Below are 15,147 nucleotides of genomic sequence, written 5' to 3'. Positions count from 1 at the left end.
ATCAAGCAACATGTGCTGATAGAATTTTAAATCTCAAAAAGGGAGAATGTTTCTACAAATTATAACAAATCTATAAATCAAAAAGCCAATCGCATTAAAGCCTAAACTTTATAAACTACCTTACACAGCTTAAAATTGTTTAATAAAACACTCAATTGACCAAAATGACTAAAAATTCATTGGTAAAACCAGTCTATTACAATGTTCTTTTTCGATATAAAAGTCTTATCTTATGATTAAAAAAATTAATTTAAACATATGCTTCATTACATCATTTGAAATAACTACCTATTCAACACATAAATGGATAAGTTTCTGCAACAAAAAAATTGATGACCCTTGCGTCACGGCTTGATACAACTTGTTAGGTTATTTTTAGATATAGTTATCGTAAGATTAGTGAAGTCGAAATGTGTGCGGGAATTGCATACACACTTCAAAACATCAACTTAAGAAGTCCTCCAAAAAAGGAGATCAGGGCATGATCCACGCTGGCAATGCCATTACCGTCCAATTGCTTTCGGACGGAATTGCAGAATTCCGCTTTGACTTACAAGGTGAGTCGGTTAACAAATTCAACCGTGCAACGATTGAAGACTTTAAAGCTGCTATTGAAGCTGTAAAAAATAACAGTGAAGTGAAAGGTCTAATCGTAACCTCTGGTAAATCAACATTTATCGTTGGTGCAGACATCACTGAGTTTGGTGAAAATTTTAAGCAAGGTGAAAGTGCAATTGTAGAATGGGCAATGCCTGTTCACGAGATTTTTAACGCTTTTGAAGATCTAGAGATTCCTAAAGTTGCTGCGATCAATGGTATTGCATTGGGCGGCGGTTTTGAAATGTGTTTGGTATGTGACTACCGCGTAATGTCAAATGCTGCAACAGTTGGCTTACCAGAAGTTAAACTGGGGATCATTCCTGGTTTCGGTGGTACTGTTCGTCTAAGCCGTTTGATTGGTATTGACAATGCGGTTGAGTGGATCGCGACTTCAGCAAACAAACGTCCAGATGCTGCACTGAAAGACGGTGCTGTAGATGCAGTGGTTGCGGCTGACAAACTCCAAGAAGCTGCGATTGATCTTGTTAAACAAGCAATCTCTGGTCGTTTAGACTGGAAAGCAAAACGTCAAGAAAAATTAGAGCCTGTTAAATTAGACATGCTTGAACAAATGATGGCGTTTAACTCATCTAAAGGTGTAGTCCTTGCGAAAGCAAACCCTGCTCAATACCCAGCACCAAAACTTCTTCTTGATTCACTTCAAGCTGGTGTAAGCCAAAAACGTGATGAAGCGTTAAAAATTGAAGCCGAAGCGTTTGCTAAAGCTGCTATTACACCACAAGCTGGCGCATTGATCGGTTTATTCATCAATGACCAAGTTGTAAAAAAAGCATCTAAAAAACATGAGAAAGGTGCTCACCCGGTTAACCAAGCAGCTGTTTTAGGCGCGGGTATTATGGGTGGCGGTATTGCTTACCAAGCGGCAAGCAAAGGCACACCAATCATCATGAAAGACATCGGTAACCCACAGCTTGCTTTAGGTATGTCTGAAGCAAATGGCTTATTGACTAAACAAGTTGAACGTAAAAAGATGACACCTGCAAAAATGGGTGAAACACTTGCACGTATCCGTCCTACTTTAAGCTATGACGAGTTTAAAGAAGTCGACATCGTGATTGAAGCAGTCACAGAGAATCCTAAAATCAAGGAAGCTGTGTTACGTGATACAGAAGCAAAAGTTCGTGAAAATACGATCATTGCTTCAAATACTTCTACGATTTCAATCACGCGTCTTGCAAATGCATTGACTCGTCCTGAAAACTTCGTAGGCATGCACTTCTTTAACCCAGTTCACATGATGCCTTTGGTTGAAGTGATCCGTGGTGAGAAAACATCTGAAGAAGCAATTGCGACAACTGTTGTTCTTGCTCAAAAAATGGGTAAAACACCAATCGTTGTAAACGATTGTCCTGGCTTCCTTGTAAACCGTGTATTGTTCCCTTACTTTGGTGCGTTTGACCTTCTGCTTAAAGATGGCGCAGACTTCCAACAAGTTGACAAAGTCATGGAAAAATTCGGCTGGCCTATGGGACCTGCTTATTTGATCGACGTTGTGGGTATCGACACTGGTGTGCATGGTGCTGAAGTTATGGCTGAAGGTTTCCCAGACCGCATGAAGCCTGACTATAAAGGCGCGATCGAAATCATGTACGAAAACAAACGTCTTGGTCAAAAAAATGACATCGGTTTCTACAAATACGAGCTTGATCGTAAAGGTAAGAAAGCGAAATCTATTGATCCAACTGCGTATGAGCTTGTTGCAACGATGGCAACAACTGAAAAGCACGAGTTTGATGCTCAAGAAATTATTGACCGTATGATGCTCGCGTTCTGTAACGAGACTGTTCGTTGCTTAGAGGACAACATTGTTTCTACTGCTTCTGAAGCAGATATGGCAATGATCATGGGTGTAGGTTTCCCTCCATTCCGTGGTGGTCCAGCGCGTTACATCGACCAAACAGGTGTTGCTGAATATGTTGCGCTTTGCGACAAATATGCACACTTAGGTAAGGCTTATGAAGCGCCACAAATGTTGCGTGACATGGCTGCAAACAACAAAAAATTCTACGGTTAAGGAGCAACGTGAATGGCTACTTTAAATCCACGTGACGTTGTCATCGTTGATGGCGTACGTTCTGCAATGGGTAAAACCAAAAACGGTATGTTCCGCAATGTACGTGCTGACAGCTTATCTGCTGAATTGGTTCGTGCTTTAGTTGCTCGTAACCAGTTTGATGTAAATGAAGTTGAAGATTTGATCTGGGGTTGTGTGAACCAAACCCTAGAACAAGGTATGAACATTGGCCGTAACATCGTGTTATTGGCTGACTTGCCGAAGACTGTTGGTGGTCAAACTGTAAACCGCCTCTGTGGTTCTTCTATGCAGTCAATCCATACTGCTGCGGCGCAAATTGCAACCAACCAAGGTGATGTATTCATCATCGGTGGTGTAGAGCATATGGGTCACGTTGGTATGATGCATGGCATCGATCTTAACCCAGAAGCATCTAAGCATTATGCGAAAGCATCTAACATGATGGGCTTAACTGCTGAAATGTTAGGTCGTATGAACGGCATTAGCCGTGACGAACAAGATGCGTTTGGTGTTGAATCCCATCGTCGCGCTTGGGCTGCAACTCAGGAAGGCCGTTTCAAAAACGAAATCGTGGGTGTTGAAGGTCATGATGCCAATGGCTTCAAAATCCTTTGCGACATCGACGAAGTAATTCGTCCAGATGCAAACCTTGAAGCATTCAAAGCGTTACGTCCAGTATTTGACCCTAAAGGTGGTACTGTGACTGCTGCGACTTCTTCTGCATTGTCTGATGGTGCATCAGCAATGTTGTTGATGTCGGCTGAACGTGCTCAAGCTTTAGGTCTTAAGCCACGTGCTGTGATTCGCTCTATGGCGATTGCAGGCTGTGATGCTGCGATCATGGGTTATGGTCCTGTTCCTGCAACACAGAAAGCGCTTAAACGTGCTGGCTTAACGATGGAAGACATCCAAACCATCGAGTTAAACGAAGCATTTGCTGCTCAAGGTCTTTCTGTAATGAAAGGCTTGAACATCTATGACAAGCAAGACAAGATCAACTTAAACGGCGGTGCGATTGCATTGGGTCACCCATTGGGTTGTTCTGGCGCACGTATCACCACTACATTGTTGAACGTGATGGAACAACAAGATACGCAAATCGGTCTTGCAACCATGTGTATCGGTCTTGGTCAAGGTATCGCGACAATTATCGAACGTGTTTAATTCTTAATTAAATACTAAGATATAAAATCCCCGCTTAATGCGGGGATTTTTATTATAAACATTTCAAATTTATCTAAATATCCTATTGATTTTGATATTTTTAATAGATAATTTCACCTTAACTACTAACTTAATTTTAGAATTAGGATATGTCAACATTCTTGAAAACAGATAGCAATATACAAAAAGCCAATCAACAGATTGGCTTAATGAAATAATCAAAATTTTAAATAACGAATCACTTAGGCAGAGCACTTCGCCATTTATCACCTAATATCAAATCTAAACGGTCAGCATCGATATTCAACTTAAAAGTTCCATTACGAACTGCTTCTAAAGCTTTCTCGCGATTCATACCCATCGAAAGTGGTTCCATCATGGTAAACAAACCTGATGTCGGGTCAGAAGACTGCAAACCAGCAGCCACAGCTAAAACATACTCTCTAAGTAATGGTGAAGAAATTTGATTTATATTCGGTTCAGAGGCTTTGGGCTGTATATCAAGCGTAGTAAAATTATCGCCAATCACATAATTTTGGATCTCATTATCTTTTTTAATGATCTGATGCTGTAACGCCTTACGTACATCTTTATCTTCTTGATAAGGAACAACACCTACAGCTTCTTGACGCAGTTCAGAATCCGCCATCACTTTAATCGTAGGCAATGAGGCAACTTCTTCTGCCTGTACAGTGGGTAACCAAACAGAAAGAGCAGTTACAAGTATCGAAACTTTGATAAAGTTCATACATTTCACCTAAAAAATAAATCATCGTATATATTCAATAAAATGATTCAATACATTTAATATTGTCTATTAAACAGGCTATAACAAATTATAGCGAGATTCACTAAAGCTCAGATAAACGGTAAATACTGTTAAAATTCTGAAATAAAGATTAAATAGGTTTTGCTCATTCAACAACTTAAATAGAGCCACCAATAATTTTTTTTCCAACTGGTCCGTTTTAGTTTATAAGAGGTCTATTATGAATCTTGCTAAAGTTGCTGAGATAACTCAAGTAAGCCCGCGTATGTTACGTTATTACGAAGAGCTAGGATTAATTCGCCCGCAACGAACAGCGAATCACTATCGAGCTTATAATCAAGCAAACATCGAGGATATTCAAAAAATTAAAGTTCTCAATGATGCCGGCATGCATTTAAAAGACATTAAATTATTATTGCCATGTTTCGATTTGGGTGAGGAAAAATTTACCTTATGCCCTGTTGCCAAAGAAACATTAAAAATAGAGTTAGAACATATTTCAGAAAAATTAGTCAAACTCAAAAAATCTCAAAGCCTATTAACATCTTTTTTAATGCAAGGAAAAGTTGAAGAAACCAAGCGTTAATCGAGATCAATCTTATTGAAGCGCCTGGACCCGCTCTTTTTCTTCACTATTCATATCTTTCCAAGCTTTTCGATTATTCCAAAACCAATAGCCATTTTTATCCTGTGCAACGCATCCCATATCAGATTTGGTTTTAAAACTTGCATAATCTGCACCCTCAAGTTCGCCAAAACGTTCTTCATAAATATGCTGCTTGTCTTTTGCGTAGCAATCTCCGAGTAGTTCAAAACTACTGGCATCTGCACCCTCTAAAATCGAAAACATGCCCCCATCCAGCATGCTAAAGTATTGATAAACATGCCGTTTATCTTTATACAAATTAGAAGGGTTTAACTGCTTAAAGCTCGCTAAATCTATAGTGTCATTCAAAGAAGGCCCATCTTCACCACCAAAACCCAAATGTCGATAAAAACGCTCACCCATGATCGACAGGCTTTTGCTGGGCAGAACATGTTCAGATAGAAACACGCTACAACGATTTGCATAAGGAAACTTTAACGCCAATTCTCGTTGAGGATTGATATATAAATTGTCCCGCACAAGGCTCCATTGCTGTTTTTCCTGCTCAGCATTTAACCCCGCTTGCTTTTCCTCCACGACACATTGGTCATACTCAATTTGTTCAGCACATAAAATAGGGGCTAAGCCTAAAAAATGCTTCCATCCATAAACCTTTTTATAAGTATCGGCATCCAGCATTGTGTCTTGATCAATTTGATAAACACCAAAATGATAGCGATATAAAGCAACGCTTTTACAATCTTGCTGAACGAGAAATGGCGTCTGGTAGACATAGCCAATCCCACCCAGCAATAGCAGTATAAACATTGTAAAAAGCAAACATATTTTTATATTTTTCATTCATCTACTTCTAAAATTTACAAGGCTTCTTCTAATACTTCCGCATTTTGCTCTTTTTTCTGATTGATTTGGCTATTCAATTTCAGCACATCCTGAAACAACTGGTTAAACTGTTTCACTTGAGCATCGTCTTTAAACAAAATTTGATTACCCTGCTTCTGCCACTCATATTTTTTTAACAAATCAAACATGGTTTCAGCTTTACCTAAAATTTGTAGCTCATTTAGGATTAGGGTATTTTCAGGGTCAAGTTCAACATTCTGTTCGAGCTTATCCTGTAAGGGTTTCTTGAGGTCCTTGCGCAAATCTATTTTTTTTAATTCGTTTAAAGCCTCGGTTTTATTTTGTCTATTTTTTTGCTGATATTGCTGCATTGCTTGTCGTACAGTCACCAGCATCTGTGTTGTTTCTACATAGTTCTGTTTACGGTCTGCATCCAAACGATTTACATCTAAAAAATGATCCCATTTGGCCGCTGCGAGCTGATTTAAATAAGTGTTCCGTGTATCAACATTCTTGGCCCAATATTTCAATAAAAACTCAGACAAGGTTTTGTAATCACCTTTGAGCCGATTATCATGAATATCAATATTTACGGGTTTAGAACGGTCTTGGGCTTGTTCAGAAAGTTGCCGCATTTTTTCAGTCATCACCAAATCAAATGCTTGGCGATTGGCGTCTTCATTCTTTATTGAAGTATGGTCATAGTAGAAAAATCCAATAACAGCCAGAAAGATGATACCGAAAACAATCAAAAGTCGACGCATACCAAACTCCGAACATCCTTATAGATTACTTAGAATATCCTAAGCGACTCTTTTTTGTATATTAATTATGCAAAATAACAATAAATAACCTTTGTTGAATCACCTTAAAATAAGACTGCTTAAAAGTTTCACTTTAAATTTATGCAAACAAACCCCATCATAATCCAAAATTAGATTGTAGAGATTTCCCATGCGCGTAGATATTTGGTCAGATGTGGTTTGCCCTTTTTGCTATATCGGTAAAAAACGTTTAGAAGCTGCTGCTGAACAAGCAGGTATTGAGCTTGAAGTCCATTGGCACAGTTTTGAACTTGATCCTGAAGCACCTACGCGCCAAGAAGTTTCAAACTCTGAACGTCTTGCGCAAAAATATGGGCGTAGTATCCCTGAAGTCGAAGATATGCAACGCAATATTGCAGCAATGGCAAAAGAAGAAGGCATCCAATTTAACTGGGAAAATGCCAACTCAGGAAATACCTTTAACGCCCATCGGATCATTCACCTTGCACAAAGTAAGGGTTTAGGTTCAGAAGCAGAAGAAGCTTTTTTCTATAGCTATATGACTCAAGGTTTACCGATTGGTGAACGGGAAACAATTGAAGATGTCGCATCTCGTATTGGCTTAAATCCAATAGAAGTTGATGATGTTCTAGACTCTGAAGAATATGCTGACTTTGTAAAATTCGATGAACAAGTTGCTCATGAACAATTAAAAGTAACAGGCGTACCATTCTTTGTCTTTGATCAACGTGTGGCTTTAGCGGGTGCTCAACCACGTGAAGTCTTTGTACAAGTGTTAGAAAAAGCCCTTGAAACTGCGAATGATGCTGAAATCGAGCAACAGGATGGCCCTGTTTGTGCTGATGAGTCTTGTGAAGTTCCCAACAAATAAAATCAGCTACTGGAGAAATTCCTTGAAGGAGTTTCTTCAGTATTCAATAAGCATAATAATATTTAAGAAAATGATTAAAAAACCAACCGAAACAGATCATAAAAAATATACTGAATGATTTCTATGTCTTATTTTTAATGAGTCATTTTTTAAATTTTACGTGCCATTTTTGCAATACAGCGTTGCAGAAAAGCAACTATTCATCACCTTTTTCTTAGACTAAGATCAATAAATATTTTTCGTTCCCACGAAATTCATGCGCTGTAGTTTCTTTTTTAATTTTCTTATTTTTTAAGACACAACACCTCCTCTTTTGGAGGTGTTTTTGTTTATGCCGCAATAAAATAGGCTTTGAGGATAAAATTAAAGTTATCCACAACAGCGTATAATTTTTCTTCATTCTCGCTTTTCAAAAGTGCATTGCTACTATAGTCAACCTGTCAAAAACTCATACACAAGAATATAATTTCTCTTGATTAATATTTTCAACTAAATCAATTGCCTTAGGAAATAATTTGTTTGATTATAAAAAGCTTGCAATGCCGTACCATACATTCAAAGCTTAAATACCTTTGCGTAGGCGATGCCTCACTTTTCAGAGATGAAAAGATACCGTCTTAACTGTCAAGCAAATTATTTAAGGATTCATGCCTTATAATTTGCCTGATAAGGTTGTTGGTTTTTAAGAACACCATAGCAAAGATGAATTAACTTTCGCATAGCAGCAGCAATCGCTACCATTTTAGTTTTCCCTTTCGCTAAGAGCCGTTCGCTCAACTCTTTAATGTGAGGATTGTACCGAGTTGCAACAATGGCAGCCATATATAAACCCGATCGAATTTTAGGTGAACCGGCTTTAGATAAGCGACTTTTTCCAAGCACAGAACTACCAGATTGTCTATGAATGGGAACTAAACCCACAAATGCAGCAGCTTGGCTAGCTTTTTCAAAAGAATGAGCACGTAAAAAAACAAGCATTAATAAACTGGTACGCTCAGCAATTGCTGGAATGCTTTCAAGAAGCTTTTGATCACGTTTAAGCTCATGGTCTTGATCTTGATCAATATGGTTTTGAATTTGTGTATCTAGATTCTGAATTTGCCGAGTTAATGATTTAATATTAGTCTTAATAGACTTTAAAATTGGTACAACTATTAGAGTGGAGTTTGCTTTTTCCAAACGATTTTGTTCACGTTTTAAGTCGTTCGCAAGACTTGACCTTCTATCTAATAAAGCATTGAGCAATCGGATATTATCAGGAGTGGGTTGCCATAAATGTAAATCTACAGTCATTGCAAATCGCGCCAATACTTCACTATCGATTTTGTCAGTTTTATTAAGCTTAGAGATACTTTGAGCAAAATATCGAGTACGGGCTGGGTTAGCCACACAAACTTGAAATTTTAAATCAAATAAAAATTGAGCTAACATTTCATGATAGACGGATGTTGCTTCCATTAAGGCTCTAGTTTCTTCAGCAACAAGACCAAAACGATTTAACCATGATAACAATTGATGAAATCCTTTATTGCTATTGGAAAAGCATTTAGTTTTTATTTTTCCACTAGAGTCATCAAGAAATAAACAACAATCGAATTTAGCTTTAGAAACATCAATGCCAAGATAAAACATAGCTTCACCTAATTATTGATTGAATTAATATTAAAAAACCACAGTCTTTTCTTGTGAATGCAGCATCAAAGTGCTTAGTTACCGTCCAGATTTATGTCAGTGGTTAGGTGTAAATTGTAGGTTTAATCTTTTCAGGAAACTCGAAGTTTTGATGACAAACCAAACTCTACAATTTACGTGTAGTGATAGCTAATCACTACAAAGAACAAGATACAAGATGACAAAAATCTTTCGTTTAACAGGGCTCTTGCGCTGCAAACAAAGCAGTGCTTTATTTTTGCTCATATACCCCCGCCCAACGGCGACATCCATGTCGCCACACTGTAGGGCAACTATTTATGATTCAAAAGCACAAAAAATGAATTGATAACCCATAGTTTTTAAAAAGTTCATAAAAGATACATGCTTCATGTCTAATCAATGACTTGAAGCAAATCACTTGCATGAATAATTATGCAGTTTGACTATATTTAAAATCGCTTATCTATTCTTGGATAAGTGTAGATTTTGTCTCCAAAGAATTTTTAGCGTAAAAGCTTTACCATAATTGAGCTTTGGATAAAAAAGCGCTTATTTATTAAAAAATAGCTTAAGTCACGCTTTGATTCGCGATAATGTGGATAGAATACGCTTCATTTTAAATAAATTTATGTTTTTTGTACTTAAAATAGCGATTCCATTGAAATTTAGTGTTTTTTTAAGGCATAGTTATATCGAAAATGAAGTACTGAATGACTCAAAGTTTAAGAAGTGGGCATATGAATAAAATATCAATCTTCTCAAAACTACCTTATGTCTTAATATTAGGCGGTTTTTTTGGGAACACTGCGTTTGCAGAAGTAAATAGCAGTCTTGAAGCGAATGCTAAAACGGGGAAAGTCGATCAGCAACCTTCTTTAGCCAGCGCCAAAGAAAATGAGATGGGCTTGCTCAACTATATTCCAAAAATTGTTGACTCAACACCGACCATTTTCCCAGAACAATCTAATCAAGTTATTGTTCCCCCAACGGATGCAACAGAAGATCAAACTTGGGCCGACAAAAAGCAGAAAAAGATTAGCAATTGGGCAGACCGTACAGCCAATAAAATGGACAACTGGTTTGGAAAAACTGATCCTGCACATCCAGCGTCAGCAACGTTGCGGATCATTGTTGATAATCAATGGAATAAGCATGATGGTTATGATGTCAATCCTCGGATACGAGGAAAAGTTAAATTACCCACACTTGAAAACCGTTTAAGTGTGGTCTTTGGTGATGATTCATTAGATGATGAAATTACAAATAATATAGCGATCAACAATAATCATGCTGATGGCGATCCAGATAAACGAGTGGATGGTAAACAAATTCGTGATGATAACAGCTCGATTGCTTTACGTTGGTCACAGCTTTCTAAACGCTTACCTTTTGACTTAGATGCAGACCTTGGTATTCGTTCAGGTGATGATATCTATGCACGTTTAAAGGCTCAAAAGGATTGGAAACTGGGGAATGATTTTACTTTTCATGCGGAACAGATTTACCGCTATGGGATCGACAGTGAAAACTATTTGAGAACCAACTTAGAGCTGACCCATGCTCGCCCCAATCAGCCCTTTATTTCCAACCAATTCTATGTGACGTATGCAGATGAACAAGACGATGATTTAACTTGGGATAACCGTACTTATCGACAACATCAGTTCTTTAAAAATAATCGCTTTAACTATGGTATCTATACTGGCGGTTATTATAATAATAATGACCTTAAGCTCAACAGTTGGGGGCCTTTTGTTTCTTGGCGACAACCTGTTTGGCGTGAATGGTTTTACGTACAAGGCGACTTAAATTATTTTAATGATCGTCGTGAAGATCGTAGCCATTTCCCAAGCGCTTTGGTACGTTTAGAAGCGTTATTTTAAGCATAAGCTGAATCTTTAAGCTGAACTGTGGATAAGTTTCGACTTATCCACTGATGTTGGTAAAATGCCTGCCACACCCTTTTAATTCAATGGGGCAATTGAAAACAATTCAAAAGTAAAACTATAAGCGGGACCAAAGTCGCTAGAATTGGGCATATACATTGTTTCATAAGTCATTCGCCCAATCGCCCTAACTTCTTTATCGACTAAAGCATCGTCTATTTTAAGGCTTGGATGTACCGCTATCGGTAACGCCATTCCCCCTTTCCCATCGCTAGCAGCAAGTTCATAGTTCTGGCCATTTTTTTTCAATATACCCATCACAGCAGCCTGTGTATTTTGTCTTAAGAACATGGCGTTATGTACTGAAATATCTGTGGTATTTGCATTACGCTTTTCAACTGGTGGAAGTTCATATGCCATCACAACTGTTGTAGCTAAACTGAGCAATACAAAACAACCTATACATTGAATTCTTTTAAAATTATTCATTGAATGTGTTTATATAAAAAAGCCTATCTTAAAGATAGGCTCTGTTAAAACAAATTACGACTTATTTAAGCAATAAATTGTTAATACGTTTTACATATTCAGCAGGATCATCAGGTAAACCACCCTCAGCAATTACTGCCTGATCAAAGATCACATTGGCTAAATCATCAAACTGGGCTGAACTTTCAAGTTTTTTTACTAAAGGATGTTCAGGGTTAATTTCCAGAATTGGTTTAGATTCAGGTACAGCCTGACCCGCTTGTTTTAACATACGAATTAACTGCGGCGAAAGCTCACCATCGCTGGTCACTAGACATGCTGGTGAGTCCACTAAACGCGTTGTCACACGCACTTCTTTGGTCTTGGCTTTTAATGAATCAGAGAGTTTTTCAACCACAGGTTTAAACTGTTCTGCGGCAGCTTCGAGTGCTTTTTTCTCTTCCGCATCTTGTAAATCACCAAGATCGACTGCACCCTTTGCAACATTTTGCATAGGAGTGCCATCAAAGTCATGCACAAACTCCATCGCCCATTCATCAACACGATCTGCCATAAGCAAAACTTCAATGTCTTTTTTACGGAATAATTCAAGTTGCGGAGAGTTTTTCGCAGCCGCTAAGCTATCGGCAGTCACATAATAGATAGCTTTTTGCCCTTCTTTCATACGTGCTTTATAAGCTTCCAATGATGTTGATACCTCATCATTGCTCGAAGTAGAGAAGCGTAAAAGTTTTAGAATACGTTCACGATTACCAAAGTCTTCACCTAAACCTTCCTTGATCACTGAACCAAATTCAGCATAGAAAGTTTTAAATTTGTCTTGATCAGCTTGATCTTCTGATTTTGCTAAAGCATCCAATGTTGTCAATACACGACGTGCATTACCTTCACGGATGGTTTTCACATCACGGCTTTCTTGTAGAATCTCACGGCTTACATTAAGCGGCAGATCAGCACTATCCACCACACCTTGTACAAAACGTAGATAATTTGGAATCAGATTATCTGCATCATCCATAATAAATACACGTTTTACATAAAGTTTGATGCCTGCTTTAGCTTCACGCGTGAAAATATTACTTGGTGCTTTACTTGGAATATAAAGCAATTGGGTATATTCAGTACTGCCTTCAACTCGGTTATGTGCCCAAGCCAATGGTGCATCAAAGTCATGAGTTAAATTCTTATAGAATTCTACATACTGCTCTTCAGTAATTTCGCCTTTGCTACGTGTCCACAAGGCACTTGCTGAGTTAATCGCTTCCCATTCATCTGTTTTAACATAATGACCTGGTTTTTTCTCTTCACCTTCAGCTGCTTCTTCTTCCTGCCAAACTTCCTTCTGCATTTCGATAGGTAAGCTGATATGGTCTGAGTATTTATTGATAATTTGTTTAACTTTATAAGATTCTAAATAATCCAGTGCGTCATCACGTAAATGTAAAATAATCGAAGTTCCACGTGAAGCCTTCTCAATTTGTTCGACTTCAAAGTCACCCGTACCACCACTGATCCAACGTACACCTTCTGATGCATCTAAACCTGCACGGCGAGATTCAACGGTAATTTTATCAGCAACGATAAAACCAGAATAAAAACCTACACCAAACTGGCCAATCAGTTGTGCATCAGCTTTTTGGTCACCAGATAACTTTGACATAAAGTCTTTGGTGCCTGATTTAGCAATCGTTCCTAAGTTATCAATTGCTTCTTGTTGGCTTAAACCAATACCGTTGTCTGAGATGGTGATTGTTTTCGCATCTTTATCTAGGCTTACACGAACATGTAAGTCTGGATCATTCTCATAATATTCAGGATGGTTAATTCCTTCAAAACGTAACTTATCACATGCATCTGAAGCATTTGAAATCAGCTCGCGTAGGAAAATTTCAGGGTTAGAATAAAGTGAATGCGTCACTAAATGTAAAAGCTGAGCCACTTCTGCTTGAAAGCTATGCTTTTTTGAACTGTGTTGTACGTTCTGTTCACTCATAAAATCACTCCGTAAATTCATAACGCTTTTTTATTGAATGCATTAGAAATGGAGTGGTTTAAGCATATTTCAATAGGCAAATTTAATTTTTTTTAAAATGGACCTTGTTGGTAAACTCGATTCATATAAATCTCTAGTTTTTGCTGGCGCATTTGATACGCATCGGTTAAACAACGTAGATTGTCCTGACATTGATTGCGCAGTTGTAACCATTTCACTTGCTGATCCTGTATCACACCCCGTGTTCCCATCGGAACAAGTTTACGGATAATGGTATAGGTGGTCGCCATTTTGACATCTGCATCGTTTAAACTGCGATGCTCACAAATGGCATGTTCGCTTTTGGTCTGAGCATGCTCACAATTAAAACTTGCTGCATTGGCTATTGTGCTGCTACTTAACCCTACCAATATTATAAAAATTAAATTTTTCATATCATGTCAAAGTCTTATTGATGTTCTGATAGATTAAATGGATTTAATCAGCGCTTATATAGCTAAAAATAACTATTTTTTATTGCTTCTTGTTTCAATATATAAGGCTCTGTAAAAATAAAAAAACTCGGTAAATTTACCGAGTTTTTTATGAGTCTAAAGCGAACTTAGAATCTATAGCTATAACCCAAAGTATAGATAACTGGATCAATATCTAAATCAAATTTTGCAGCAGTAGTATTACCCGCTTTAACAGTCACTTCTGGGCTTAATTGAGCATAACGGGCATCAAAGAAAACACCCCAGTTTTTTGCATCAGCAGGTTGGAAGTTAAAACCGATTTGACCAGCAAAACCAAAATCATCTTTAACTTTAACCTTAGTGCCCGCCAATGCCCCAGATGATTCCTCATCCCATGCAAGGAATGCTGTACCACCAACACCAATATATGGTGTAAAACGTGTAGAGTTTTTGAAGTTATATTTAAACGTTACAGTTGGTGGTAAGTGTTTAAGGTTAACTGCTTTTTCACCATCTAATTTCACATCGTGGCTAATTGGTGTAGCTAATAAAACTTCCGCAGAGAAAGGTGTTTCACCAAAGATATATTCTACAGAAGGCGTAAAAGCATATTCATGGTCTGCTTTCACAGTACCAACACCAGCAACTTTGGTGTCTTGTGTTGGTGCAATCACCGAACCACCAACCTTGACTTGCCAATCTGCAAATGAAGCAGAAGAAATTGCCATTAATGCAATAAGAGCAGTTTGCTTTAACATTATAAATACCCCAGCGTTGTTATTAATAAACATTAAACATAGGTATTAATAATATTGCAACATTTATTTAAATCAAGAATTAATATATATTTTCAAGTAACTGTTATACAATAAAATTTATTTTAATCATATCAAAACAGTTGGTTTTAAAACCCAACCAAATTAATCAGGATTATTGAGTGAAATTTAATATAAAATGGATTCTTTATTATAAATTA

The 15,147-nt window shown here is 37.6% G+C and carries 13 protein-coding genes; 5 read left to right on the top strand and 8 right to left on the bottom strand.

What is annotated here, in order from left to right:
- The first annotated feature begins 481 nt into the window (after positions 1 to 481).
- Positions 482 to 2,635: a fatty acid oxidation complex subunit alpha FadB gene (gene fadB, locus AC4CUY_RS00450; RefSeq protein WP_004818537.1), complete on the top strand. Its 2,154-nt coding sequence runs from the start codon at positions 482 to 484 to the stop codon at positions 2,633 to 2,635.
- A 12-nt stretch (positions 2,636 to 2,647) separates the two neighbouring features.
- The gene (fadA, locus tag AC4CUY_RS00445) at positions 2,648 to 3,820 is read left to right on the top strand and encodes an acetyl-CoA C-acyltransferase FadA (protein ID WP_004718442.1); all 1,173 of its coding nucleotides are present in this window, start codon (positions 2,648 to 2,650) and stop codon (positions 3,818 to 3,820) included.
- Between the two features lie 238 nt (positions 3,821 to 4,058).
- Here fadA and AC4CUY_RS00440 read toward each other — a convergent pair whose 3' ends face one another.
- Positions 4,059 to 4,568, bottom strand: coding sequence for a hypothetical protein (locus AC4CUY_RS00440; RefSeq protein WP_490773550.1), 510 nt, complete (start codon positions 4,566 to 4,568; stop codon positions 4,059 to 4,061).
- A gap of 241 nt (positions 4,569 to 4,809) precedes the next feature.
- Here AC4CUY_RS00440 and AC4CUY_RS00435 point away from each other — a divergent pair, with 241 nt between their 5' ends.
- The gene (locus tag AC4CUY_RS00435; RefSeq protein WP_336952354.1) at positions 4,810 to 5,175 is read left to right on the top strand and encodes a MerR family transcriptional regulator; all 366 of its coding nucleotides are present in this window, start codon (positions 4,810 to 4,812) and stop codon (positions 5,173 to 5,175) included.
- Between the two features lie 12 nt (positions 5,176 to 5,187).
- Here the strand turns inward: AC4CUY_RS00435 and AC4CUY_RS00430 are convergent, their stop codons facing one another.
- Positions 5,188 to 6,003 carry a DKNYY domain-containing protein gene (locus AC4CUY_RS00430; protein WP_490773549.1) on the bottom strand — a complete coding sequence of 272 codons (816 nt, stop codon included), beginning with the start codon at positions 6,001 to 6,003 and terminating at the stop codon, positions 5,188 to 5,190.
- A 50-nt stretch (positions 6,004 to 6,053) separates the two neighbouring features.
- Positions 6,054 to 6,803, bottom strand: a complete 750-nt coding sequence (locus AC4CUY_RS00425) for a hypothetical protein (RefSeq protein WP_419326989.1) — start codon at positions 6,801 to 6,803, stop codon at positions 6,054 to 6,056.
- 190 nt (positions 6,804 to 6,993) lie between these two features.
- Here AC4CUY_RS00425 and AC4CUY_RS00420 point away from each other — a divergent pair, with 190 nt between their 5' ends.
- On the top strand, positions 6,994 to 7,695 hold the full coding sequence (locus tag AC4CUY_RS00420) for a DsbA family oxidoreductase (protein WP_004818526.1): 702 nt from the start codon (positions 6,994 to 6,996) through the stop codon (positions 7,693 to 7,695).
- 645 nt (positions 7,696 to 8,340) lie between these two features.
- Here AC4CUY_RS00420 and AC4CUY_RS00415 read toward each other — a convergent pair.
- Entirely contained in the window at positions 8,341 to 9,327 is a 987-nt protein-coding gene (locus AC4CUY_RS00415; RefSeq protein ID WP_490773548.1) for an IS110 family RNA-guided transposase, read from the bottom strand.
- A gap of 758 nt (positions 9,328 to 10,085) precedes the next feature.
- On the opposite strand from AC4CUY_RS00415, the gene AC4CUY_RS00410 reads away from it, so the two are divergent.
- A complete protein-coding gene (locus tag AC4CUY_RS00410; protein ID WP_336952361.1) occupies positions 10,086 to 11,231 on the top strand; it encodes a hypothetical protein in 1,146 nt (381 codons plus the stop codon).
- Between the two features lie 81 nt (positions 11,232 to 11,312).
- Here the strand turns inward: AC4CUY_RS00410 and AC4CUY_RS00405 are convergent, their stop codons facing one another.
- From AC4CUY_RS00405 to AC4CUY_RS00390, 4 genes are all read right to left on the bottom strand, one after another.
- A complete protein-coding gene (locus AC4CUY_RS00405) occupies positions 11,313 to 11,723 on the bottom strand; it encodes a hypothetical protein (protein WP_336952362.1) in 411 nt (136 codons plus the stop codon).
- Positions 11,724 to 11,784: 61 nt separating this feature from the next.
- On the bottom strand, positions 11,785 to 13,716 hold the full coding sequence (gene htpG, locus AC4CUY_RS00400) for a molecular chaperone HtpG (protein ID WP_336952363.1): 1,932 nt from the start codon (positions 13,714 to 13,716) through the stop codon (positions 11,785 to 11,787).
- 92 nt (positions 13,717 to 13,808) lie between these two features.
- Positions 13,809 to 14,150 carry a lysozyme inhibitor LprI family protein gene (locus tag AC4CUY_RS00395; protein ID WP_336952364.1) on the bottom strand — a complete coding sequence of 114 codons (342 nt, stop codon included), beginning with the start codon at positions 14,148 to 14,150 and terminating at the stop codon, positions 13,809 to 13,811.
- Between the two features lie 167 nt (positions 14,151 to 14,317).
- Positions 14,318 to 14,929 carry an OmpW/AlkL family protein gene (locus tag AC4CUY_RS00390; protein ID WP_034617314.1) on the bottom strand — a complete coding sequence of 204 codons (612 nt, stop codon included), beginning with the start codon at positions 14,927 to 14,929 and terminating at the stop codon, positions 14,318 to 14,320.
- Between the last annotated feature and the right edge of the window lie 218 nt (positions 14,930 to 15,147).

The sequence above is a fragment of the Acinetobacter sp. 778_lipA genome, from assembly GCF_058242985.1.
This window is presented reverse-complemented; position numbering and strand designations above follow the sequence as displayed.